Below are 24209 nucleotides of genomic sequence, written 5' to 3' on the forward strand. Positions count from 1 at the left end.
TTTCCTGGCTCTTCCCAGATGAGGGTGTGGGTTGGCCGGGCGCGTCGGTCCGCAGATAGACGTCGAGATCTCCCGACGATGGAGGTTCCTAAGCCATCCATCCGAAAGACCTCGACGTGTCCGACCCTACCCCGCCGGCCGGCTTCGGCCGCCCTGACCTGACCGCCTTCGCGTCTCATCCCAATCGACCCTGATCGAGTCTGCTGACCCTCTCGACGAGAACGCAGCGACATCACAACCACCCGACCCGACCGTCCGGGAAGCCGGGGCGCCTTTACTTGCCGGAAATGCGAAGCAGCCGGGGTGCACGATGGCACCCCGGCTGCTGTGGAACGGCGGGTCAGAGTTGCAGTTCTCCTCCAGGGATCGCTGCGAGCAGCTCGCGCGTGTACGGGTCCTGCGGATCATCGAAGATGCGCTCGGGCGTGCCGCTCTCGACGATGCGGCCGCGCTGCATCACGTGCACCTGATCGGAGATCATCCGTACCACGGCGAGGTCGTGGCTGATGAACAGATAGCTGAGGCCGAGTTCGTCCTGCAGACCCGCGAGCAACTCGAGGATCTGTGCCTGCACGAGCACGTCGAGCGCCGACACCGCCTCGTCGAGGACGACCAGCTCCGGCTCCAGCGCGAGCGCACGGGCGATCGCGACACGTTGCCGCTGACCGCCGGACAGCTCGTGGGGCAGCCGCTGGGCCATCGCCTGCGGCAGGGCGACCTGGTCGAGAAGGTGCGCGGCCCGCTGCCGGCGACTCGCCTTTGAGCCGATGCGGTGTACCCGCATCGGCTCGACGATGGATTCCTCGATGGTGTACCGCGGGTCCAGCGATGCGTACGGGTTCTGGAACACCGGCTGCACGCGACGCCGGAACGCGAACAGGTCGCGGCTCTTGAGCCCTGCCATGTCCACGCCGTCGAACGAGATGGTCCCGGAGGTGATGTCCTCGAGCCCGAGGATGAGGTTCGCGGTCGTCGACTTGCCGGACCCCGACTCGCCCACGATTGACACGGTTGTGCCTCGGCCGATCGTGAAGCTCACGCCGTCCACCGCCGTGAACGAGTCGGGCTCCCCCGCCTTCGCGTTACGCAGCGGGAAAACCTTGCGCAGGTCGGTTACCTCGACCAGCGGGGTCGCGTGTGCCGCGTCCGCGGCACGATGCAGCTGTTCGTCCTCGCGTCGTGACGACAGGCTCGGCGCCGCAGCGATGAGTCGTCGGGTGTACTCGTGCTGCGGGTTGCGCAGCACCTCCATCGCCGGCCCCTGCTCGACGATCGAGCCACGGAACATCACCACGATCCGGTCTGCGCGCTCGGCAGCGAGGCCGAGGTCATGCGTGATCAGGAACACCGCCGTGCCCAGCTCGTCGGTCAGCTCGTCGAGCTGGTCGAGGATGCGCCGCTGCACGGTGACATCCAGCGCCGAGGTCGGCTCGTCGGCGATCAGCAGCCGAGGCCGGCACGCGAGACCCATGGCGATGAGGGCGCGCTGACGCATGCCACCGGAGAACTCGTGCGGGTACTGCCGCGCACGCTGCGGGGCGTTGGGGATGCCGACCACCTCGAGCAGTTCGATGACGCGCTGCTCGGTCTCCTTTCCTTGTGTGCGGCCGTGGACCTCGAGCGCCTCCCCGATCTGGTCGCCGACCCGCATCAGCGGGTTGAGGTTCGACATCGGGTCCTGAGGAACGAGGCCGATGCCCGCGCCGCGGAGCCGGATCATCTCGGTCTCGGAGACGGCGGTGAGCTCCCGGCCGTCGAACGAGACGGTCCCGGCGGTGATGACGCCGTTCTCGGGCAGCAGCCGGTTGATGGCTGCTGCGGTGGTCGACTTGCCGGAGCCGGACTCGCCGACGACGGCGACAGTCTCGCCCGCGGCGACCTCGATGGAGACGTCGTTGACGGCGGAGACGAGGCTGCCTCCGCTGCGGAACGAGATGGACAGCCCGCTGATGCGCAGCACGGGGGCGACGTCGGTGGTGATCATGCGTGATCCTCTGTGACGGTGGATGGGGAGAATTCGGGAAGGGCCGCGAGAGTCGTGGCCCACAAGTCCTCGACGGCGGGGACCGGGTCGGCGAAGAGGCGGTTGGTGAGCATCACGACGGCGATCTCGCGGCCGGGGATGAAACCCAGACCGGTGCCCACGTAGCCGCCGTGCCACAGCATCCGTTCGAGGCGTCCATCGATCTGCACCGGCAGGCTCCGCCAGCCGAGCGCCTGTCCGGTGTCGGGGCCGTCGCGAAATACGTCGGCGGATACCTCCGTGCCCCAAAACTCGTGGTGTTCCGCGGTGGCGAGCGAGGCGCCGAGGGCGAGGAGATCGGCCGCGGTCGAGAAGAGCCCGGCGTGTCCGGACACCCCGCCGAACGCGTGGTGGCAGTTGCCGTCGTTGGCTTCGCCGACCAGTTCGTGCTCGCGCCATGCGAAGCCGGGGTCGGCGAACAGGATGGGATACGGCTCGCCGGTCCGCACCATGCGCCGCTCGGCGGCGTCGCCGTGGGACGACGCGGCGACATCTTCGGCCGGGTCCGGACGGTAGCCGGTGCGGGTCATCCCGAGCGGCACGTGGACGAGTTCGCGGACGGCTTCCTCGAGCGGAAGTCCGGCGGCGACGCTCACGATGCGCCCGAGCAGCATGAAGCCCAGATCGGAGTACCGCCGGGCAGTGTGGGCCGGGTAGCGCAGCGGGAGCTCGTCGATCGCGCCCGCGGGCTCCGCGGTGAAGTACAGCGGCTGCCACTCCCACAGCCCGGCGCGGTGCTGCAGCAGCGTCCGCACCGTGGTGTCGGGGGTGCACGGCGACGTGTCGAGGTAGCGGCTCACGGGATCGTCGAACGACAGCTCGCCGCGCGCGGCGAGCCGGTGCAGCGCGCTCGTCGTGCCGGCCACCTTCGTCACCGAAGCCAGGTCGAACAGGGTCTCGCTCGTCAGCGGTCGACCCGACGAGTTCGCGACCCCCGCTGCAGCGATGTCGTTCGCCCCGCCGCGCGAGATGCCGACGACGGCGCCGCGTGGCGCGTCATCGCGGGTGATCAGGGCCTCTGCGGCGCGGGCGGCGTTCATGCGGCAATCCCCACGAGATGACGGATGCCGAGCCCGGCGGACTCCGGAAGCACGATGTTGTCCTGCTCGTAGGCGGCGCCGCCAGCGACGACCGCGTCGCGCAGCCACAGGCCGCCGTCGAGGTCGTGCACGAGGTCGGGCGCGATCGCTGCCGCCAGCGTGGCTGCCGACGAGACCCCGACGGGGCCCTCCAGCATGCAGCCGACGATCACACCGAGTCCGGCCGTGCGCGCAGCGTCGACGGTGGCCAGCGTCTCGCCTACGCCGCCGGTCTTGGCGAGCTTCACATTGACGAAGTCCGCGGCCCCGAGCTCGGCGATGCGCTGCACGTCTCGGGCGGTGCGGGCGGACTCGTCGGCGAGGATCGGGGCGGTGACGGCGGCGCGCACGGCGGCCATCCCTTCGAGGTCGTCCGCCTGGACGGGCTGCTCGACGAGCTCGATCCCCACGCCGGCGTCCTCGCAGGCCCGGATCTCGCGGATCGCGTCCGCCACAGTCCACGCCTGGTTCGCGTCTATTCGCAGCACGACCTCGCCACCGACCGCGGCGCGCACGGCGACGAGCACGTCGCGCAGCCGGGTGCCCGCCTGCGCCTTGATCTTGAGGGTGCCGAATCCTGCGGCGGCGTGTTCGGCGGCGGCGTCGGCCACAGCAACGGGTTCGCCGGCCGACAGGGTCATGTCGGTGCGGACCCTGCGCCTCGGCGCGGGGATGCTCAGCTCACGCGCTAGCGCGTCGACGAGCGGGGCGCCGTGCTGGCCGGCGGCGAGGTCGGCGAGAGCCCAGTCCACCGCGGACCGGGCGGCGGCGTTGCCCCAGACGCTGCCCGCGAGTGTCCCGGTGCCCACGATCTCGTGGGGCGGGCGGCCGATCACGGCGTTAGCAATCGGCCCGGCGACCACCGCGGTCACGCTCTCCGGGCTCTCGCCGGTGACCCGCCAGCTGACTGCCGCCTCACCCCACCCCGATCGCCCGTTGGCATCGATCACCTCGATGAGGGTGAGGTCGATGGTGTCCGCGCGTCGGACCGCGGTCACGAACGGGCGCACCAGCCGCGCGGGCACACGGTGCACGCGCAGTTCGGCGACCGGCGCGGCCAGAGCCGCGCCCATCGGATCCTCGAGCCAGGTCATCTCGCGGTCCCGTCGATCAGGCGCAGCGACTCGACGCCGCCCACCGGCTCCGGCAGGCGGAGCGGGCCACGCCCGGGTGTGATCGTCCCGAGGATCCGGGGCTCCCGCGCGCCGGTGCCGCCCGGCACGATCGCCGGGACGCCATGCAGCGTGCACCAGCCGATGAGGGCGACGAGGATCGCCTCCTTCGTGTCCGCGGGTGCGCCCAGGTCGTCGGTGAGGACGATCTCGACGCCGGGAAGCGCGGCGCGCAGCCCCGACATGATCAGCGGGTTGCGGCATCCTCCGCCCGACACGGCGAGGAAGGCAACCCGCTCGCGGCGGACCGCGTCGGCGACCGTCCGCACCGTCAGCTCGGTGAGCGTGGCGACCAGATCAGCGGGACGGACATCGCAGCCCAGGGCGGCGAGATGCCGCTCGACGTAGGCAAGGTGGAAGTGCTCCTTGCCGGTGCTCTTGGGCGCCGGCAGCGCATAGTACGGATCGGCCAGCAGGCTTTCGAGCAGCCCTAGGTCGACGACGCCGGATCGCGCGATGCGCGCGTCGTCGTCGTAGCCGAGCGGGTTCAGCTGGCGCTCCACGATCACCGCATCGATCAGGGCGTTCGCCGGGCCGATGTCGTAGGCGCTGAGACCGCTGCCAACAACAGTGATGTTGGAGATGCCGCCGAGATTCAGCGCGGCGGCGACACCCTCGCGTCCGCGCAAGAGGAGGTCATCGAGGTAGGACACCAGCGGTGCGCCGTGTCCGCCTACGGTGATGTCCCGGACGCGGATGTCGGAGACGACCGGCGCTCCCACACGTTCGGCGATCCACGCTGGCTGGCCGATCTGCAGTGTGCCGAGGGCATGGCCACCGTCGACCCAGTGGAACACCGTCTGCCCGTGCGAGGCGACCGCGTCCACTCCCCCGGCCGCGTCGGCTGCCCCGGCCGCCACGTCCGCGAACGCCTGGCCGATAAGGGTGTCAAGGGCGCACACCTCGTCGATCGTGGTCTGCTGCGGCGGGAGCGCGGCTACCAGGCGGGCACGCAGCTCCGGCGCGTACGGCACGCTGTCGCCGTAGACGACGGTGCCGCGCAGGACCCCGTCGGTGTGGGCGAACTCGACCACCGCGACGTCGATGCCGTCGTGGGAGGTTCCCGAGATCAGGCCGGCGACCTTCACGGCTGCCGCCCCAGCGCGACCCGCAGGCGGCCGTTCGCAGCAGTAAGCCGCGTCTCCGCCGCCTCTCGATCCACGCCGCACTCGACCATCACGGACGCCGTCTTCACGTCGAAGTCGGCGGCCTCCAGCGCGGCTGTCGCTCCGTCGCGGTCGGTGCGGGCGATCTCGGAAACCATGCGGATCGCACGCTCGCGCAGCTTGTGGTTGGTCGCCTTGAGGTCGACCATGAGGCTGCCGTACGTCTTGCCCAGCCGGATCATCGAGATCGTGGAGAACATGTTGAGCACGAGCTTCTGGGCGGTGCCGGCTTTGAGTCTCGTCGATCCCGTGACGAACTCCGGGCCGACCTCGACTTCGATCGCGTGTTCGGCCGCGGCGCTGAGTGCGGTGTCACGGTTGCACGACAGCCCGACCGTCAGCGCCCCGCGGGCACGTGCCCGCTGGATCGCGGCGACCACGTACGGCGTGCGACCGCTGGAGGCGATCCCGATCACACTGTCGAGCGGTCCGATTCGAGCCGCATCGATCGCGTCAGCGCCCGCCGGACCGTCGTCCTCGGCACCCTCGGTCGGGGTGACGAGCGCGTCCGCGCCGCCGGCCATGATCGCGAACACCAGCTCCGGTGGGGTGCCGAAGGTGGGAGGGCACTCTGACGCGTCCAGCACGCCGATGCGGCCCGGTGTGCCGGCGCCGATATAGATGAGCCGGCCGCCCTGGGCCATCCGCTCCGCGGTGGCCTCGATCGCCGAGACGATCTGTGGCAGCGCCGCGCCGACGGCGGCCGGGACGGTGTGGTCGACCTCGTTCATCATGGCCGCGAGCTCCGCGACGGGCAGCTCGTCGTTGCGCGCGAATCGAGGGTCGCTGCCCTCGGTCGCCAGGGTTCCGAGCGTGTCTGGATCGGTCACTTCTTCTTGCCTCTGTTCTTGGGGTCGAGCGCGTCGCGGAGCCCGTCGCCGAACAGGTTCAGCCCGACGACGAGAAGCACCATCACCACACCGGGGGCGATCATCGTCCAGGGGGCGATGGTCACGAGCGTGCGGGCGTCGTAGATCATCGAGCCGAGCGACGGCGCCGGCGGCGGTGTGCCGAGACCGAGGAAGCTCAGGGATGCCTCGGTGAGCACCGCCCATGAGAGCGAGAGTGTGATCTGCACGATGATGATCGACGTGATGTTCGGCAATACGTGCCGGGTGAGGATCGCCGAGCGGCGCTGACCGGAGCTGGTCGCGGCCTTCACGAACTCGATCTCGCGGAGCGAGAGCACCGGTCCGCGGGTGACGCGGATGAAGATCGGGACGTAGACGATCGCGATCGCGATCGCGATCGTGAACCAGTTGCGCTGAAACACCGATGCAAGTGAGAGCGCGAGCAGCAGCGGCGGGAACGCGAACAGCACGTTGGTGACGCCCGAAATCACACCGTCGGACACGCCGCGGTAGAAGCCCGCGACGCTGCCGGCGAAGGTGCCGATGACGGTCGCGAAGGCGACGGCCACGACGGAGATCAGCAGCGAGTTGGCCAGGCCGGCAGCCACGCGCGAGAACACGTCGCGACCGAACTGGTCGGTGCCGAACCAGTGCTCGGTCGACGGCGGCAGCAGACGCGCGGGCGGATCCTGCGCGATCGGGTCGTACGGGAGCAGTCCGAACGCCGAGGCCAGGCTGAGCAGGGTCATGGCCACGACGATGATCAGGCCGATGAGGCCGCTGCGGCTGCTGAGAAGGAGCCTCACGCGCTCGAAGGTGCGTCCTCCGGCGGGTGCGACTTCGGCGGTCTGTGTGATGTCGGTCATGCGGCACGCACCCGGGGATCGATGATGCGGTAGAGCGCATCGGTGAGGAGATTCACGAGGACGAACAGCAGCGCGATGATCAGCACCGTGCTCTGCACCAGTGCGTACTCCTTCTGCTGGATGCCGAGCAGGACCTGACGGCCGATCCCGGGCAGCGAGAATATCTGCTCGACCACGACCGCGCCGCCCAGCAGGTAGCCGAACTGCAGACCGGTCATCGTGACGATGGGAAGCAGCGCGTTGCGCAGTACGTGCTTGACCTGCAGGCGACGTGGCGGGACGCCTTTGGCGCGGGCGGTCCGGATGAAGTCGTTGGAGCGGACCTCGAGCACCGCGGTGCGTGTTGTGCGCATGATCGGTGCCGCGATTCCGAATCCGAGGACGATCGATGGCAGCAGCATCTGCTGCAGGTTCAACCACGGGTCCTGGAAGAAGTACGCGTATGCCTCGCCGTTGGGGTTGAAGCCGAACGACGCCGACATCAGCGTGAGCAGCGAGGTCGCCAGCAGGAACGCGGGGATGGAGAGCCCGGCCAGACCCACGGTCTGCGCGAAGCCGTCCCGCGGCGCATCCGGCTTGGACGCGGCGAGCAGGCCGAGGGGCACGCCGATCACGAGTGCGAGCGCGATCGACAGCACCGCCAGCTCGAGGGTCACGGGCAGCGACGCTGCCGTGAGTGCGAGCACGCTCTCCTGGGAGCGTGAGGAGTATCCGAGGTTGCCGGTCAGCACGTTGCCGAGCCAGGTGAAGAATTGGACGATGAGCGGCTGGTCGAGGCCGTAGTACGCCTCCAGCGCCGCCCGCTGCGCGGGCGTGAGCGCGGCGGCCTCGGTGCCGAGTCCCGCGGTGATCTGGTCGCCGGGGATCGCGCGAAGCATGATGAACACGACCACCGCGACGCCGAAGAGGGTCGCGAGCGCGGCGAGGACGCGGCGCAACGGACGGTTTCTGGTCAATTGTCGAAGCATGGGTCTCTCAGGGTCGAAGGGGGCGACGGTGCGGGCAGGACGCGCCCGCACCGTCGCTCAGCGTCACTGCAGCGAAGCGGTGCGCAGGTACTGCAGGGAGCCGTTCGCCATCGGGACGAAGCCCTCGACGCCGTCGGTCGCGGTGTAGGTGTAGCTCGTGAAGAGCCAGATCCACGGGGCGTTGTCCTCGAGGTTCTGCGAGATCTCGTCGTAGATCGTTTTGCGCTCGTCCTGGTCGCTGGTAGCGCGACCCTCCGCGAACAGCGCGTCCAGTTCAGGAGAGCTGTACCCGGCGACCTTGTTGAGGTTGCCGGTGCTGGTGAAGTAGCGGCCGTACATGCCGTCCGGGTCGGGACGGCCACCGTTGAGGGCTACCGCGGCGTCGAAGTCGCCGGCCACCCAGCGATCGACGTACGCACCGGACTCGAGGACCTCGAGCTCGAGCGTGATGCCGGCGTCGGCCAGCTGCGACTTCAGGTTCTGCGCTTCGGCGACCGATGTGGAGTAGCCACCCTGGTTCACGATCGCGTTGATCGTGACATCGCTCTTGCCCGACTTCTTGAGGTACTCCTCAGCCTTGTCGAGGTCGCGCTCGGGGCACGGGCGTGCGTCGGGGTCGGACTTGAACGCCGGCGAGGTGATGGGCCCGGTCACCTCACCCTCGCTGAACGCTGCGGTGTCGAGGACCTCCTGGCGGTCGATCGCGCACTGGATGGCCAGGCGCACGTTGACGTCGGCGAGATCCCCCCGCTGCGCGTTGAGCTGCAGCGCGTGGTAGCTGAGCTGAGGGGTCGATTCGACCGTGATCGTGGCGGACTCGGCGGTCTGAGCGACGATGGGGTCGTTCAGGACAGCGAACTGGACGTTGCCGGACTGCATCGCGGACACGATGGACGACTCGTCGGGGATGATTCGGAACTCCACCGAGTCCAGCAGCGCGGCGTCACCCCAGTAGTCGTCGTTGCGGACGAGGGTGATCGACTGGTTCGCAACGCGCTCGTCGAACGTGAACGGGCCGGTACCGTTGGGCGTGGTGGTCAGCTCCTGCTCGGTGTCATCTGACGACAGCATCGCCATGTTGATGACGGCGAGGTTCGACGGCAGAGCCGCGTCGGGAGCGCTCAGGGTGAGCACGACGGTGCTCGCGTCAGGGGCGGCGACGTCGGTCACCGAGGCGAGCGAGGTGCGGGAGACGGCGGCGGTGGCCTCGTCCTTGATCGCATCGAGCGAGTACTTCACGTCAGCCGAGTCGAACGCGCTGCCGTCGGCGAAGGTGACACCCTCGCGCAGCGTGAAGGTGACGGTCAGTCCATCCTCGGAGACATCCCACGACTCGGCGAGCCCGGGCACCACGTTGAGGTCGGCGTCGAACTCGGTGAGCGTGCCGTAGATGTTCTGCAGCACGTTCACGGACTGGAACTGGGTCGCCTTCCAGGGAAACAGGTTGTCGGGATCCGCGGTGATGCCGACGACGAGGTCTCCGCCGGCGGCTGCGGTACTGGTGGTCTCGGGAGACGCGCCACCGGCCGAGCAGCCGGTGATCAGCAGCGCCGCCGCGGCCGCGAGGCCCGTGGCGGCGAGTGCGGCACGGCGGCCGCGGGATACAACCTTCATGAGGCTCCTTTGCGAATGGTCGACTCCGTAGGCGAAACAGCTGTGGATGCCGACGGATCGGGTTGTCAGAAAAGTACAGCACATCGATGAGCTATGTACAAGAGTTTCCCAGACCGTTACATTTCGTATTGTCGTGCTAACACGAGAGGATCCCGCCGTGGACTCAGAACCTGGGACGGACACCGTCAACTTGCCTGCCTTGATCCGCATGCGCTCGATCTACCCCGAGTTGCGGCCAAGCGAGCAGCGCATCGCCCAGCTCTTCCTCGACGCGCCCGGAGAGACCGCGGCACTCGGCGTTGCGGAGTTAGCCGAGCGCGGCGACACGTCGACGACCACGGTGATCCGGTTCTGCAAACGGATGGGGTTCGCGCACCTGAAGGATCTGCGTATCGAGGTGCTGCATGATGTCGCCCGTGAGAGCTACGAGACTGCAGCGCTCCCCGATGTGTCAGGCGACATCGCACGCGACGATTCGCTCGAGCATGTCGTGGCGAAGGTGTCGCTCGCCGAGACGCTGTCCATCGCCGACACGGCGAAGGCACTGCCCATCGCGGAGCTTGCCCGCGCGGCAGACGCTGTCGGCGAGGCCCCCCGCGTCGACATCTTCGGTGTCGGCGCGAGCGCGTTCGTGGGATTGGATCTGCAGCAGAAGCTGACCCGCATCGGTCGGGTCGCGCTCAGCTGGTCGGACCCGCATGCAGCCTGGACCTCGGCGGCAACGCTGCGACCCGGGAACGTCGCGATTGCTATCTCCCATTCCGGCAACACCATCGACACGGTCGATTTCTTGTCGATCGCCCGCTCTGCTGGTGCCACAACCATCGCGATCACCAATCACGCCGGATCACAGATCGCCGAAGTGTCCGACATCGTCCTCACCACGGCCGCGCGAGAGACCGGCTTCCGCTCCGGCGCGCTGGGAAGCCGTATCGCACAACTCATGGTCGTGGACTGCTTGTTCATCGCCGTCGCGAAGTCGACCTACGACGAGTCGATGGCGGCGCTGCGGGACACCTACTCCGCCGTGCACTCACGGCGCGCCCAGCAGTCTTCGTGAAGCCGGCGCTGCGCCTCCACCTCGCCTTCGCTGGTCTCGGGGTCACCGCGGCTGCGTTCCCGGCGATCCTGCCGACCGCGGTGGTCGCCCATGGCGACGCGGCCCTCGCCGCACCGGGCACGCTGTTCGCCGGCCTGCTCGTCGGTGTGCTGCTGTCCGGGCTGCTGGCACGGTCGGGACGACTCGCGCGGACGCTGGCGCTCGGCGCCGCGCTGCAGGCCGCGGGACTGCTCGCCGCAACCGCGGCGGCGACCGCAGGCCTCTTCGTCGCCGCGGCCGCGATCAGCGGCGTGGGGTTCGGGATCACCGAGGCGGCCGGGAGCGCGAGTGCACGCACCGTCAGCCGCAACGCCGCGCACGCACTGACCGGCTTGACGACGTCGGTCGCCGCCGCCGCCGCGCTGGCTCCGCTGCTCGTGCTGGGCGGAGCGCAGGTCGGGGCGACGGGTGCCGTGCTCGTGGTGTTCGCGACCGTGAACGCCGCAGCCTGCGTCGCTGCGGCCACCGCAGGCCGCGCCTTCGACGAGCAACCTGCAAGGCGTGGAACTGCCACGCACGCGCGCTTCGGCGCCGCATGGGCCGGTTTCGCGATCGCACTCGCGCTGTATGTCGGTATCGAGTCTCTGCTGGCCGGCTGGTCGTCGGCGATCCCGTTCGCGCTGCTGTCAGCCGACCCGGCATGGGCGGCGCTGGGCACAAGCGCGTTCTGGGCGTGCATGGCGCTGGGACGCGCGGGAGCGTTGACGGCCGCGCGCCGTGGTGCCTCCTCCCGCGACATTCTCACCGTCGCGGGAGCCGGGTCCGCAGCAATGCTGGTCATCGCAGCGTTGACGGCCGCCGCGTACCCCGTCCTGTCGGTCTCGGCGGTCGCGGCGACGGTCGTACTCCTCGCCCCGACCTACGGGCAGGTGCTCGGGCTCGCTCTTGAACGGACCGGCGCTGCGCGGGCGGTCGCGGTCACCGGTTCGCTGGTGGCATGCGGTGCCGCCGGCGGAGCACTCGTCCCACTGGCGGTCCTCGCGACCGGATCCGTGCCTGGCGACCCGTCCACCTTCGTGATCGGAGCCGTCCTTTGTGCCGGGTGGCTGGCCGCGGTTCTGGTGGCGCTACGCGTTCCGGATCGGGCGCGACGCGCCTGACGGGTCAGTCGCGCGGTCCCGCGGCGTGCGCCAGCAACTCCAGCACATGACGGTAGGCGGCGCCGGTCGCGCGGGTCATTCCGAGCTCACACGTCCGGTTGCATGAGGCATGCGCGTCCGCGCCGAGCGCACGCACCTGCGCCGCCTCCGCTGCGGTGGCCGATGCCGTGAGCTCGGGATGCAGCATCCCGCGGTCGCCGGCGAATGCGCAGCACCCCCAGTCGTCGGGGACGTGCACGCGATCTGCCACGGCCTCACCGACCCGCAGCAGGTCCGGATCCAGCCCCATCTGTCGAGACGAGCAAGTGGGGTGCAATACGAGGTCACCGATGCGCTCGCCCACCTCGACCCGGGGAAGGATCTCCCGCGCTGCGAAGGCAACGGCGTCCTCCACGACCACCCCAGCCGTTTCGAGCATCTTGGCGAAGCCCTCCGTGCAGCTCGACGCGTCGCTCACCACGGGGAGGGCGGAGTCCGCGACGGCAGCACGGATACGTGCGATCGTGCGCTCCTCGTTGACACGCGCGCCCGCGGCGAATCCCTTGGACGCCCACGGGGTGCCGCAGCAGATGCTCTCGACGCCGTCCGGCACGATCATCCGCACCCTGGCCCGTTCAAGGAGCCGGACGAAGGCGCTCGTCACCCCGTCTCCCGTCCCCGCCGCCCCGAACATGCTGTTCACGCAGGCGGGCACGTACACGCCGATCGGTTCCGCGTCGCCGGATCCCACGATCCGTCCCCACCGCCCGCGTGACGGGCCGCCTCTTGGCAGCTCCGCCGAGTAGCGCGGCACGGTCTCCGCACCCAGCACGGCTCGGCCGACGTCTGTCGCGGCCCGCACGATCGGGACCGGCATCGCGTTCGCGGCGGTCAGCGCCACCGAGCCGATGCGGGTGACCGGTCCCCACGCTCCGGCGGCCGCGCGCCACCCGGTGGCGGCGACAGGATTCGCGTCCTCGCGCCGCAGTCGCTTGACGAGGCTGCCGGTGTCGATTAACACCGGGCACGCCGTCTGGCACATGCCGTCGACGGCGCACGTCTGCACGCCGGCGTACTCGTAGTCGTCGTCCAGCTCGGCGGCCAGCTCGACATCGCCCCGGGCCCGCGCGGTCTCGGACGCCCGCCGCAGCACGATGCGCTGACGCGGGGTGAGGGTGAGGTCGCGGCTGGGGCACACCGGCTCGCAGTAGCCGCATTCCACGCACCGGTCGACCTCTTCTTCAACGGTCGGCTGCAGTTTGATGTCGCGGATGTGAGCGTCGGGATCCTCGTCGAGCAGCACACCTGGGTTCATGATGCCGGCGGGATCGCACAGCCGCTTTAATTCCCGCATCACGTCGTACAGTTCATCGCCGTACTGGCGGCGCACGTAGGGCGCCATGGCGCGCCCGGTGCCGTGTTCCGCCTTGAGGGCTCCGCCGGCGTCGAGGACGAGATCGACCATGTTTTCGGTGAAGTCGAGGTATCGCGCGAGCGCATCCTCGCCCTCGAACCGGTCGGTGAGCATGAAGTGGATGTTGCCGTCTTTGGCGTGCCCAAAGATCACGGAGTCGCGGTAGCTATGTTGCTCGAACAGTCGCTGAAGCCCGGCGCAGGTGTCGGCGAGCGCGGGTGTGGGCACGACGATGTCTTCGAGCAGCGCAGTGGTGCCGCTGGGCCGCGCGCCCGCGACGGTGGCGTAGAGCCCCTTGCGCAGCGCCCACGCCCGAGCACGGACCGCGGCATCCGTCCCGAACGCCGCCGGGGCATGGAGTTCGAGCCCCGCCAGCAGCCGCTCCCCCGCCGATGCAGCAGCCGCGAGTTCGTCGGCATCGTTCGAGCGGTACTCCACGAGCAGCGCGGCATGATCGCCCGGGGTAAATCCCTGGATCTCGTCGGGCGCGCCCGGCAACCGCTGCCCGACGGCGATCGAAGTGGAATCCATGAGCTCGAGCGTGGCCGCGCCGGACGAGACGAGTGCCGGCAGGGCGCGTGTCGCACTGTCGAGGGTCGGGAACACGGCGAGTGCGGTTGAGACCATCCGCAGGACCGGCACGGTGCGGAATGTCGCCTCGGCGACGAAAGCCAGCGTTCCTTCCGACCCGATGATGAGATGCTGCAGCACGTCGACGGGTGAGGTGAAGTCGACGAAGGCGTTGACCCCGTAGCCCATCGTGTTCTTGAGGGAGAACTGTCGCCGGATCGCGGCGACCGACGTCGGATTCTCGGTCACCCGACGGCGCAGCCGTTCCAGCCCGTCGAACAGGTCCGGTTCCTGCGCACGGAGGCGATGATCGGCATCGGGCGCCGCGGTGTCGATCGTCGTACCTGACGGCAGGACGAACACCATCGACTCGAGGGTGCGATACGTGTTCTCGTCGATGCCGCACGCCATGCCGCTTGAGTTGTTCGCCACCACGCCGCCGATTGTGCAGGCGGTCTCGCTCGCCGGGTCGGGACCGAGCCGGTATCCCAGCTTCATGAGGCGGGCGTTCACCTGTGCGACGGTCGCTCCGGGCTGCACACGCACCCGTCTCCCGTCGTCGAGCACATCGATGCGGCGGAAGCGTTGGCGGACGTCGACGAGGATGCCCGCCCCCGACGCCTGACCGGACAGGCTCGTCCCCCCGGAACGGAAGGTAAGGGCCGAGCCGCTGCGGGACGCCGCCGCAAGGATGCGCGCCACCTCCTCGGCGGTGTCGGCGATCACGACTGCTTCGGGGGTCAGCAGGTAATGCGAGGCGTCGCCGGCGTACGCGGCGCGATCGATCGCGCGGGTGCGGATGCGGGATGCCTCGGCGACGGCGTCAGCGATCGTCGACGGGATGGTGTGGGCAGAATGCGTTGCGGTCATGGTCTTCTTCGATCAGCCAACAGTCGAGTCTGGTCTCGGGGTCCGCGTCACTCGAAACGCTGCCACGCGGGCTTGTGGGAGTAGGTGTACCGGTAGTAGTCCGACAGTCGGAGCTTCGACGCTGCCGCCTCGTCCACGACGACCGTGGCGTGCGGGTGAAGTTGTAGCGCCGTCCCAGGAACCATCGCGCCCAACGGGCCTTCAACCGTCGCGGCGATCGCGTCGGCCTTTGCCTCGCCCTGCGCGACGAGGAGCAGCTCCCGGGCGTCGAGGATGGTGCCCAAGCCTTGGGTGATGCAGTGGCGAGGAACGTCGGCCGGTGAATCGAAGAAGCGCGCGTTGTCCTCGCGGGTGCGCTGCGCGAGGGTCTTGATGCGGGTTCGTGACGCGAGCGATGAGGTCGGCTCGTTGAAGCCGATGTGCCCGTTCGATCCGATTCCCAGGATCTGGATGTCGATGCCGCCTGCGGCGTCGATCGCCGCCTCGTAGTCCGCGGCGGCGCCCCGGAGGTCGGTTGCGCGCCCGTCGGGAACGTGAACACGCGCCGGGTCGAAGCCGAGGGGGCTCACGACGTCTCTGGCGATGACGCTCGCGTACGACTGCGGGTGGGCCGGTGGGATGCCGGCGTACTCATCCAGCGCGAACCCGCGCGCAGTCGCGAACGAGATCACCCCGGCCTCGACGCGGCGGTGAAGATCCGCGTAGAGGTGCTGCGGGCTCGACCCGGTCGCGAACCCGATGACTGGGCTCGCGCGTCTGGCGACGACATCCGCGATCTTGGCGGCGGCGACTCGGCCCACATCGGTCGGCGTGGGGACGATGATGACTTCCACTGATGGCCTCTCGCGATCGGATGCCTGTGCGCCTGGCAGAACACTTGGTGGGACAAATAGTACACAGCTTCGCACCTGTGGGTACTAAAATTGCCTCGTCTCTCCGTCGACCTGACAGGACGGTGACCATGTCTCACAACATCGACGAGACCGATCGCCGGATCCTGCGGGAGCTCGACACCGATCCGCGACTGCCGGTCGCGCTGCTCGCGCAGCGTTTGGGCCTGGCCCGCGGGACGGTCTACGCCCGGCTCGCCAAGCTGGAGCGCACGGACGCGTTACTCCCGAACAGCGCCCGGCTACGACCGGCAGCCCTCGGCCGCAGCGTCATCGCACTCCTTGAGGCAGAAGTTGACCAGCGTCGTCTGATGGATGCGATCGCTGCGCTCGAAAAGGTGCCAGAAGTACTCGACTGCTATGCACCGGCGGGCGAGAAGGATCTTCTGATGAGGGTGGTCGCCGTTGACGCAGACGACCTCTATCGCGTGACGGAAGCGGTCCGGTTGTGCCCGGGAATCAGTAGAACGCAGACGAGCGTTTATTTGCGCGAACTGATCCCCTTCCGCATGACCTTCGTTGCTCGACGTCGCCGCCCGCGAGAACGCTGTCCCGCATCGTCCTGAACACCACGATCAGCCGCCCGGCGACTGAGACGTCGATCAGGTCGAGGCGGCGACCGCATCCCGGGTGCTCTGGTTCAACACCGAACGCACCCATGGCTCCATCGACGACCTCACACCCCTCGAGGTCGAGCAACTCGACTACGCTCGCAACGAACCGGTTGAGAGAGCCGGCTGACACCAGCAAACGGCTCTCCGAACATGCCGGGGCGAGTCAGGCTCCGCGAACCCGTGAGATTCTAACGGTCTCCGGTCGGGCGGGCAGGATTTGAACCTGCGACCCCTTGATGCCGGTTCGAATCTCGTGCTGCGCTAAAGGAGCGGCTGGCGCTTCATCGCCGAGGTCGGCGCGCGCCCGAATTGAAGAAGCCGCTCCTTCCGCGACGAGCTCCGTCAGCGGTCATGTCCCACATCGCGCCGACGCTCGTCGCGGCGCAGTCCTATGCGTCCACGAACAAGCTCCCTGTAGACGCTCAGATCGCCGCGACGTCTAGGCGCTCCATGCCGCCGCAACCTCCATCGGGTTCGAGAGGATCACGCCCTCGCCGACCGCAAAGCCGAGGAGCAACTGGATCGCGTCGCGTGAGGAGGCGGCGTCCTCTGATGCGGCCAGTTGAGCAGCCAGGTGATGTTCGATCCGGTCCGCGGTGATCTCGCCGATCGTCAAGTCGCCGAACGCCGGCGTGAGCTGCGTTCGAACCACGCGTTCACACCGCGGGTACGTAGCCTCGCTCACATCGGAGAGCCAGGCGAGGTCGCCGAGCCACACGTAGGCGAGTTCGTCGAAGGGGTCGTCGGGCGTGAGATAACGCCAGGCATCCAGCTCCGACAGCCGGAGTCGCTCCGCGATTCGGAGTTCCAGCCGTGCGCGGGCGTCTGTCGCGGTGTCTGCGGTGGCTGTGACTCGATGGAGTTCTCCATCCCACAGCCGCAATCGTGCGATGGCGCGTGTGCGCCCATTGCCGACGGAGCGGGTGGTGATCGTGCCGTGTGTGCCGAGTACGAGCGGCGGTCGCCCTGTTCGCATGTTGCACCTTCCCTGCCTGTCAGGATCCGAGAACTTCGTCGAGGATGTCGATGCTGCTCAGGTCGACCTCGACGGCGCAGACGACGTAGCTCGCGCGCGTGATCTGCTCGTTCGCGTGGCCGAGCAGTCGCGAAGCGAGTGTGATTCCAGCGGGGCGCTCGACGAATGTCGCCGTCGTGCGTCGATACACGAGTGTCGTGAAGTCGTCCACATCGACATCCCAGGCGGTGAGCGCCGCAGCGTTGTCGGCGACGAACGTGCGCAGCAGGGGCTCGTAGTTGCTCACAATCGTGCGTTGTCAGGTCTCCCTCTTCGCGGCCTTTCCTGCGTCAATGCTCGCGAACACCTCGTCGAGCGCGTCGGCCGCGACTTCGACAATGAGGTCGGGGCGCTTCGCGTAGTGGCTTTCGGTGATCGCCGCGTCACTGTGTCCGAGCAGATCGCGTGCGACTTCGACGCCGGCCGTGTCCAATACCGCCGCGGCGACGGCCTTGCGAAGGCTGCGGAAGGTGAGGTGCTCTGCGTCGACGCCGATAGCCGAGAGCTCCGGGTCGAACTCGCGGCGGAACATCCGTAGCAGCTCGCCGACTGCGCTGGGGTCGCGCGGACGGCCGCGCTCGGTGATGAACACCGCGTCGTCGGGATTCCGTTCGGGATCAGGAACGTGGCTGGCCACGAGTTCGCTCAGCACCTTGGCCGCGAACTTCGGAACGGGAACCCAACGCTTCTGCCGCTCCGCCTTGGGCGAGTCCTGACGGAACAGGCCGCGGGACTTCGTACGAACCATCGTCCCCCGACCCAGACGAGCGCCTCCATCGTGAGGCTTCCGTCCGGCTGCTCCACCGCCTCGAACCGCACGTCCTGGAATCGGATCGCAATCGGCTCCGCGGTCCTCTGGGAGGTGCCGAGCGTGATGAGGATGTAATCGGCGAGCAGCTTGTAGTTGGGCCGCCGGCCCACGGGATACCGAACTCGGTGTCGCTCCGGCCACACGTTGCGGATGAGGTGGAGGATGTACTTGACCTGCACCGCGTCGAGTTCGAAGTACATCGTGTCCGGCTCATCCGCTCGCCGGGTCGCACGGATGGGGTTCGCCACGACGACCGCTCCATACCGTGTCTGCTGGATCGACCCGGCAGCCGAGAAGTGTCCCTGCTGGATCGCCCAATCGAACATGAGCGACATCACGTTACGAACCTTGTTCGCGGTCGTCACCGACTTCTCCCGTGCGATGTCCATGATCAGCCCGTCAGCGCGATCAGAGGTGATGTCGGCTATAGGGATGGCTCCGGCGCGAGGGGTGACATGCGCTCGGACCACCGATGCGTAACCATCGACGGTCTGTTCGCGGCGTTGGCGCAGCACCCGCGGGTCGTCGTCGTGATACGCCGTCTTGAGCCACGCCGTCGCCAACTCCGCGACGGTCATGAACTGCGTGCGTCGTGTCGAGACTCGACCGACGGCAACATCGGCCGCTTCCTGCAATGCGGCCAGCGCCTCAGCTTCGGTCGCGCCCCTGCCGCTCGGACGACGCTCGCGCCCGTTGCCGTCGTAGACCCGTCCTCGCGCGATGACGAGACCGCTCGGCTCGAGGGTGTAGGTCACCTTGCCGAGTTCGCCGAGCGCGCGCTTCGGCCGCGCCATCAGTCGACCGCCCCGTCCATCGGGGCGACGATCCGCCCTGCGATGAACGCTTCGATATCCTCATCGCGGTAGCGGACGTTGTGCGCCGAGAGTGCGACGAACGGCAATCCGAGACCTCGGCAGCGCGCGCGCTCCGTCCGCCAGTCAGCGAGTGTCCTGATGGGGATGCCCGTATAGTCGGCGAGCTCCTGGGGAGTCCAGAGACGAGCACGGTCGGCGCTCATACCAAGGAGGTAGGCGGCACCTCCCGTAGACCCCCAGGAAGCCCCGTAGGGCGGCCAAGCTCCGGCAAAACGGACAGGTTCTCGGACGGCCGCATCAGCGACCCACCCCCTGCTCAACATCGCACTTCCTTGAGTTTGCAAGGGAGTCCGATCCTGTGGAACACCCTCCGAATCTCAGATCCTCAAGCCGAGCTCTACTACGGCTGCTGAGTACCCACCCACCGAGAAACCACTTCCTGCCTGAGGCACAACGCGTGAGCGAGTGGCTCACGCCGGAAGTGGTTTCTCGCGTTCCGGGGCGATGCAGCGCGTGGGCTGGTCAGCGCAGCGCGTCTGCGACCGTGTCCCACCACCGGGCGGCGTCAGTGCGGTGCCGATGAATGCGCTCGGCAGCCGAGCCCGTCGTGGACGCCGCGGTTGCGGCGATCGCGGAGAGTCGCCGGGGAGCATCCGTCAGATCATCGAGGTCGAGGACGCCGTCCTGTCCCCAGTGGGCGAGCGCGCCCGTGAGCTTGATGCGCGTGTACTCGTCGGCGGCGAGAGCGAGGATCGGCACCCCCGCCGGCGCGGCGAACACGGCCGGGTGGTAGCGACTGGTGACGAGCAGTCGCGCCGTGCGGGCCAGTCGCGCGGCGGTCGGCGAGTCGCCGCTCGGGACGACCTCGCTCGGGCGCCGCATCCGGGCGCGCACCCGCTCGTGCAGCGCAGCATCGCCGGCAGGCGCTGCGCCCGCCGACTCGGGGCCGAAGTGGGCATGGAAGACGACGGATCCCACGGTGTCGGCGGCGTGATCGAGCAGCGCCGCGATCCCCTGCTCGACCTCGTCGACGGGACGGCCGGCGAACCACCCCGACAGGCTCACCAGCACGCGGTCGGATGCACGCGGCCCGTCGAGCTCGGTCGGTCCACCGCCGAGGAACGACGCGTCGTCGACACCGGCATGCACCTGTGCGCCCCATCGGCGGGCCAGCTGCGCCGACGCGTGCTCGCGCACGCCGGTCAGCGCGGCAGCACGCGCCATGGCGGCGACCCGCTCCGCGTCGGTGTCATCGAGATCGGGCCCGAAGGTCTGCCCGGACACCACGACAGGCAGATCGCGCGCCCGCGCCATCGCGGCGAGCGTCGTGCGCTCGTAGACATGCACCGGCCAGCGTGAGGCGAGGTTGCCGCCTCCGGCGATGAGCACGCCCGACGCCTCGCCGAGGGCGTCGAGAGCCGCCGTGGCCGGATCGCCCGCCTCGAGCGCGGCGCGTCCCTCCGCGACGTGCACGAGAAGCGACGAGCGGCGCGCGGCGGCAGCGCGGTCGAGCCCGACGAACCCGAGGCGAGGCACGCTGGGCACGCCGTAGCGGGCAGCGGACTCCCCCGGCGCCGATGAGATGCCGACGACGTCGAGACCGCGGGCGGCGAGCTCGTCGCGCGCGGCTTCGAACATGGCCTCGTCGCCGATGTGGATCATGTCGGAGAGCACGCCGATGTCGCCGATGGTGAGAACGCTCACGCCTGTCCTTCGCTGGGAATCCGGAGCCGACGATCGGCGCCTTGTCAACCGTAAACCCCGATCCGCTCGCCGCAGTACGATTCGAATCGGTGCCTCAGTCGGCGCCCGTCCGGAGGGCAGCATGGGTATTCAGACGGCGATGGACCGCATCACCGAATCCGCATCGATCATCGAGGCTATGCGCGCCGCCGACGACCTCGCGTTCGAAGCAGGACGCGACCCCGGAGTGCGCACACTGCGCGTGCTGTCGGCCGCTCTGTCGGCCGATGACGATCTCGCCGCGATCGCGGCCGTGCACGCTCTGGCGGAGATGAACGACGAAGAGGCCGCACGGCTGCTCTCGAGTCTGCTGTCGTCGCCACGGCCGTACATCGTCGAGCACGCTGCTGACGCGCTCGGACGCAGACCGGCGCGGCCGGAAGCCGTCGGTCGTCTCGTGCGGCTCGTCGCCGACGGCGGGTTCGCCGGCATGCTCGCTCAGCACACGCTCGAGAAGTGGTCGACGGGCGCGGCCGAGCTGATGGCTGTGGCGCTGGAGACCGCGTGCACCGGCGCTCTCTCCGACGACGCCCGCGCCCGGCTCGTCGAGACGATGGGGCTCGTGCGCCATCCGCTCGCCGTCCGACCGCTGCGGGCCTGGGCGACCGACGCGGCGGCCGCGTCCGCGGTTCGGGAGGCCGCCGTCGCCGCGCTCGGTCAGCGCCGCGAGCCGGCCGCGATCGCCGCGCTGGAGGACATCGTCGTCGAGGGCGGTGTGATCGGAGACCTCGCCCGCCTCGCCCTGATCGACGCGGAGCCCGTTCCGAGCGACCGCGCCGATGGCGAAGGACTCACCGTCGCCCAGCTGTTCCTGCACGCGGACATCGATCCCTCGCTGTCTTCGGCCGGATCCGGTGACAACGGCGGCATCGCCACACTTCTCGTGCGCCTTGGCGACGCTCTCGTCGCCGAGCCGGCCGCCGTGCATCGTGTACTGACCCTGTCGCGGGGCACGGCCGCCCAGGCCGGGCCCGATCTGCTGCGCGTCGCGGGCGGCGAGACCGGTCATGTCTACGGACACATCCCGCTCAGTCCCCCGCCGGTCAGCTCGGCCGCGGCATGGCCGCTGCGGGTGAGCGTGCGACGAGGCATCCGGCGCCTGCTGCGTGCTGCGGGACGGGTGGACGTGCTGCATCTGCGGATGGCGGACGTCGGCAGCCTGGCGGCCGCCGATGTGGCGCGCGAACTGGGGATTCCCACCGTGTTCACGGTCGCACCCGACCCGCACAGCGTCATCGCGTCGCTCGAGCGCTCCGGCACACTCACCAGGAAGGACTTCGGTCGTGCCGACCTGGCGGAGCACTTCTGGTTCCGCACGCACCTGGTGCAGAGTCTCGCCGCGTCGGCCGCGCATTCGGTGTTCTTCCCACGGCCCGAGCTCGAGCGCGACATGCATGCGCTGATCGGCATCGACATGTCCTCGCACCCCGAACGCCACACGGTAGTCGCAGAGGGAGTCGACCTCGAGGTCGTCGATCGCGCCGTCGCGCACGCCCGTCGGGTCGCGGAGGGTGCCGAGCCCGACGCAGCGCTCGCCGAGCTCGGCGCACTGCTCGACGAGCTGCCGGAACAGCGTCGGCGCCTGCCCCTGCTCGTCACCGTCGGGCGGATGCACCGCATCAAGGGCATGGCCACCCTCGTGCGCGCCTGGGCGGAGGGACCGCTCGCCGACGCCGCCAACCTGCTCGTGGTCGGCGGCGATCTCGAGCATCCCTCTGTCGACGAGCGCGAGCAGCTCGACCGCATCGACACCGCTGTCCCTGCGGCCGAGCGCGCGGCCCGCGGCCTGCTGCTGACCGGCCACCGCTCCAACGACGTCGCGGCGGACTGGCTCGCCGCGGCGCGCTTCGGGCTCCCCGATCGAGCCGCACCCGGTGGGGTGTACGTCTGCGCGAGCCTCAAGGAGGAGTTCGGTCTGGCGATCCTCGAGGCGATGGCCACCGGTCTGCTCGTGGTCGCACCCGACAGCGGCGGACCGGCCACCTATGTCGAAGACGATGTGACCGGCTTCCTCACCGAGACGGCGAACCCCGCCGAGCTCATCGCGACCGCCGAGCGCGCGCTCGAGCGCGCGGCGCGCGGAGATGCACGAGCGGCTTCCCGCGCTCGCGATCTCGTGGCGGAGCGCTTCACGATCCAGGGCATGGCCGCGAAGCTCGCGCCGGTGTACGAATCCGTCGCCCGCAGCGAAGCCGAACTGCAGCGAGCCGCGGAGCTGCTGGTATGACTCTGCTGATCATCAGTCCCGACTACGCCTCGCACCTGCTGCCGCTCGCCGCGCTCGGCACAGCCTGGCGGGATGCGGGCGAGGACGTGGTGGTGGCGACGGGACCGGCGACGGCGGGCATCGTCGCCGACTTCGGGTACCGCCGCGTCGATCTGCCCCTCGGTCGCGGTGCGAATGCCGGCGTCATCCGCAGTTCGGAGCAGCAGGCCGAGGAGGCGGCGTCACTCGAGGGATTCTTCGCGGCGACCCGCGTGGGCATGGTCCCCACGCTCGCCTATCAGGCGCGCGAGCGCCTCACCGACCTCATGTGGCAGCCGGTCGACCGGGCGCGAGCGACCCTGCAGGTGATCGACGAGGTCGCACCCGATGCTATTCTCGTCGATCACCTGGCCTACAGCGCGCGCCTGGCTCTGCACACCCGCGGAATCCCTTACGGCGACGTCGTTCTCGGCCACCCGAGCGCGCTGCCGATCGCGGGCGAGGTCTACGGCTACCCGCCCGCGTGGCCGACGGCCTTCACGCCCGGGGAAGGCGAGCTGAGCGATCTGCGCACGCTGTGCGAGGAGGTGTCGCGGCGCTTCACGGCCCAGTGGAACGACGCGGCCGTGGTTCTCGACCCGCATGCCCGACACGTCGCCGATGCGTTCGCGTTGCACGGCGACACCGTCCTCTACAACTACCCTGCGGAGCTCGCCTCCGGCGACGGGAGAGAGCTGCCGCCGCACCGCTTTCTCGGATCGACGCTGCGCGACGAGCCCGCCGCATCCGACGTCGAGGGATGGATCGCCGAGGGGACCCCCTACGTGTACGTGAGCTTCGGCAGCTTCCTGTCGGTGCGCGGCGATGTGCTCGCCCGCGTCGCGGCGGCGCTGCGCCAGGCCGGGCTGCGCGCGGCGATCGCCACGGGCACGACGGACGCCGCAGCTCTCGGACCGATCCCCGACGACTGGCTGGTCGCGGAGTACCTGCCGCAGGTGCGCCTGCTCGCCTCAGCGACCGCTGCCGTGACGCACGGGGGCAACAACTCCGTCACCGAAGCCGTGGGGCACGCAGTTCCGCTGCTCGTGCTGCCCTTCTCCACCGACCAGTTCACGGGCGCTGCCGCGATCGAGCGCACGGGGACGGGTCGCGCGCTCGATCCGAACGCGGCGTCGGTCGACGAGCTCGCCGCGGCCCTTCGTGACATCGTCGATCCCGCCTTCTCCGGACGCTCGCTGCTGGATGAGGCGGCTGCCGCGCAGGCGGTGCGCCCGGGTCCGTCGATCGCTTACGCGACGGTGTCGGGCTCTGCTGCGCCGACGCGCGTCTCCCCGGCGGGGTGAG

General features: G+C 69.4%; 21 protein-coding genes. 5 read left to right on the plus strand and 16 right to left on the minus strand.

What is annotated here, in order from left to right; genetic code table 11:
• Nucleotides 1-340 precede the first annotated feature (340 nt).
• The 8 genes from V2S05_RS04000 to V2S05_RS04035 form a co-directional block, all read right to left on the minus strand.
• The gene (locus tag V2S05_RS04000) at nucleotides 341-1984 is read right to left on the minus strand and encodes an ABC transporter ATP-binding protein (RefSeq protein ID WP_413634007.1); all 1644 of its coding nucleotides are present in this window, start codon (nucleotides 1982-1984) and stop codon (nucleotides 341-343) included.
• Complete coding sequence (locus tag V2S05_RS04005; RefSeq protein WP_413634008.1) at nucleotides 1981-3063, minus strand: serine hydrolase domain-containing protein; 1083 nt, start codon at nucleotides 3061-3063, stop codon at nucleotides 1981-1983. The genes V2S05_RS04000 and V2S05_RS04005 overlap by 4 nt, the downstream gene beginning before the upstream one ends.
• Complete coding sequence (locus tag V2S05_RS04010) at nucleotides 3060-4196, minus strand: mandelate racemase/muconate lactonizing enzyme family protein (protein WP_413634009.1); 1137 nt, start codon at nucleotides 4194-4196, stop codon at nucleotides 3060-3062. Before V2S05_RS04010 ends, V2S05_RS04005 begins: the two co-directional genes overlap by 4 nt.
• The gene (locus V2S05_RS04015; RefSeq protein WP_413634010.1) at nucleotides 4193-5362 is read right to left on the minus strand and encodes an anhydro-N-acetylmuramic acid kinase; all 1170 of its coding nucleotides are present in this window, start codon (nucleotides 5360-5362) and stop codon (nucleotides 4193-4195) included. Before V2S05_RS04015 ends, V2S05_RS04010 begins: the two co-directional genes overlap by 4 nt.
• On the minus strand, nucleotides 5359-6270 hold the full coding sequence (murQ, locus tag V2S05_RS04020) for an N-acetylmuramic acid 6-phosphate etherase (RefSeq protein ID WP_413634011.1): 912 nt from the start codon (nucleotides 6268-6270) through the stop codon (nucleotides 5359-5361). Before murQ ends, V2S05_RS04015 begins: the two co-directional genes overlap by 4 nt.
• Nucleotides 6267-7157 (minus strand): ABC transporter permease, encoded by an 891-nt coding sequence (locus tag V2S05_RS04025; RefSeq protein ID WP_413634013.1) that lies wholly within the window; start codon nucleotides 7155-7157, stop codon nucleotides 6267-6269. Before V2S05_RS04025 ends, murQ begins: the two co-directional genes overlap by 4 nt.
• Entirely contained in the window at nucleotides 7154-8113 is a 960-nt protein-coding gene (locus tag V2S05_RS04030) for an ABC transporter permease (RefSeq protein WP_413634014.1), read from the minus strand. Before V2S05_RS04030 ends, V2S05_RS04025 begins: the two co-directional genes overlap by 4 nt.
• Nucleotides 8114-8188: 75 nt before the next feature.
• Complete coding sequence (locus V2S05_RS04035) at nucleotides 8189-9739, minus strand: ABC transporter substrate-binding protein (RefSeq protein ID WP_413634015.1); 1551 nt, start codon at nucleotides 9737-9739, stop codon at nucleotides 8189-8191.
• Between the two features lie 46 nt (nucleotides 9740-9785).
• Between V2S05_RS04035 and V2S05_RS04040 the strand changes: the two genes are divergently transcribed.
• Both V2S05_RS04040 and V2S05_RS04045 read left to right on the plus strand, forming a co-directional pair.
• Nucleotides 9786-10799: a MurR/RpiR family transcriptional regulator gene (locus V2S05_RS04040; protein WP_413634016.1), complete on the plus strand. Its 1014-nt coding sequence runs from the start codon at nucleotides 9786-9788 to the stop codon at nucleotides 10797-10799.
• Nucleotides 10796-11938: a hypothetical protein gene (locus V2S05_RS04045; protein ID WP_413634017.1), complete on the plus strand. Its 1143-nt coding sequence runs from the start codon at nucleotides 10796-10798 to the stop codon at nucleotides 11936-11938. The genes V2S05_RS04040 and V2S05_RS04045 overlap by 4 nt, the downstream gene beginning before the upstream one ends.
• Before the next feature lie 4 nt (nucleotides 11939-11942).
• Here the strand turns inward: V2S05_RS04045 and V2S05_RS04050 are convergent, their stop codons facing one another.
• Nucleotides 11943-14771, minus strand: coding sequence for an FAD-binding and (Fe-S)-binding domain-containing protein (locus tag V2S05_RS04050; protein ID WP_413634019.1), 2829 nt, complete (start codon nucleotides 14769-14771; stop codon nucleotides 11943-11945).
• A gap of 47 nt (nucleotides 14772-14818) precedes the next feature.
• Nucleotides 14819-15604 carry a glucosamine-6-phosphate deaminase gene (nagB, locus tag V2S05_RS04055; protein ID WP_413634020.1) on the minus strand — a complete coding sequence of 262 codons (786 nt, stop codon included), beginning with the start codon at nucleotides 15602-15604 and terminating at the stop codon, nucleotides 14819-14821.
• A gap of 128 nt (nucleotides 15605-15732) precedes the next feature.
• On the opposite strand from nagB, the gene V2S05_RS04060 reads away from it, so the two are divergent.
• Nucleotides 15733-16227 (plus strand): Lrp/AsnC family transcriptional regulator, encoded by a 495-nt coding sequence (locus V2S05_RS04060; RefSeq protein ID WP_413634022.1) that lies wholly within the window; start codon nucleotides 15733-15735, stop codon nucleotides 16225-16227.
• Between the two features lie 487 nt (nucleotides 16228-16714).
• On the opposite strand, the gene V2S05_RS04065 is transcribed toward V2S05_RS04060, so the two are convergent.
• The 6 genes from V2S05_RS04065 to V2S05_RS04090 form a co-directional block, all read right to left on the minus strand.
• The gene (locus V2S05_RS04065; RefSeq protein WP_413634023.1) at nucleotides 16715-17158 is read right to left on the minus strand and encodes a hypothetical protein; all 444 of its coding nucleotides are present in this window, start codon (nucleotides 17156-17158) and stop codon (nucleotides 16715-16717) included.
• A gap of 112 nt (nucleotides 17159-17270) precedes the next feature.
• Complete coding sequence (locus V2S05_RS04070; protein WP_413634025.1) at nucleotides 17271-17537, minus strand: hypothetical protein; 267 nt, start codon at nucleotides 17535-17537, stop codon at nucleotides 17271-17273.
• Between the two features lie 12 nt (nucleotides 17538-17549).
• A complete protein-coding gene (locus V2S05_RS04075) occupies nucleotides 17550-17942 on the minus strand; it encodes a tyrosine-type recombinase/integrase (RefSeq protein WP_413634026.1) in 393 nt (130 codons plus the stop codon).
• Nucleotides 17936-18679, minus strand: coding sequence for a phage integrase central domain-containing protein (locus V2S05_RS04080; protein ID WP_413634027.1), 744 nt, complete (start codon nucleotides 18677-18679; stop codon nucleotides 17936-17938). Before V2S05_RS04080 ends, V2S05_RS04075 begins: the two co-directional genes overlap by 7 nt.
• Before the next feature lie 215 nt (nucleotides 18680-18894).
• Nucleotides 18895-19119, minus strand: a complete 225-nt coding sequence (locus V2S05_RS04085) for a helix-turn-helix transcriptional regulator (RefSeq protein ID WP_413634029.1) — start codon at nucleotides 19117-19119, stop codon at nucleotides 18895-18897.
• A 319-nt stretch (nucleotides 19120-19438) separates the two neighbouring features.
• Nucleotides 19439-20620 carry a polysaccharide pyruvyl transferase family protein gene (locus V2S05_RS04090; protein WP_413634030.1) on the minus strand — a complete coding sequence of 394 codons (1182 nt, stop codon included), beginning with the start codon at nucleotides 20618-20620 and terminating at the stop codon, nucleotides 19439-19441.
• Between the two features lie 121 nt (nucleotides 20621-20741).
• Between V2S05_RS04090 and V2S05_RS04095 the strand changes: the two genes are divergently transcribed.
• On the plus strand, nucleotides 20742-22886 hold the full coding sequence (locus V2S05_RS04095) for a glycosyltransferase (RefSeq protein ID WP_413634031.1): 2145 nt from the start codon (nucleotides 20742-20744) through the stop codon (nucleotides 22884-22886).
• Entirely contained in the window at nucleotides 22883-24208 is a 1326-nt protein-coding gene (locus V2S05_RS04100; protein WP_413634032.1) for a glycosyltransferase, read from the plus strand. Before V2S05_RS04095 ends, V2S05_RS04100 begins: the two co-directional genes overlap by 4 nt.
• Nucleotide 24209 lies beyond the last annotated feature (1 nt).

The sequence above is a fragment of the Microbacterium sp. OR16 genome (assembly GCF_047306725.1).
Taxonomy (GTDB): Bacteria; Actinomycetota; Actinomycetes; order Actinomycetales; family Microbacteriaceae; genus Microbacterium.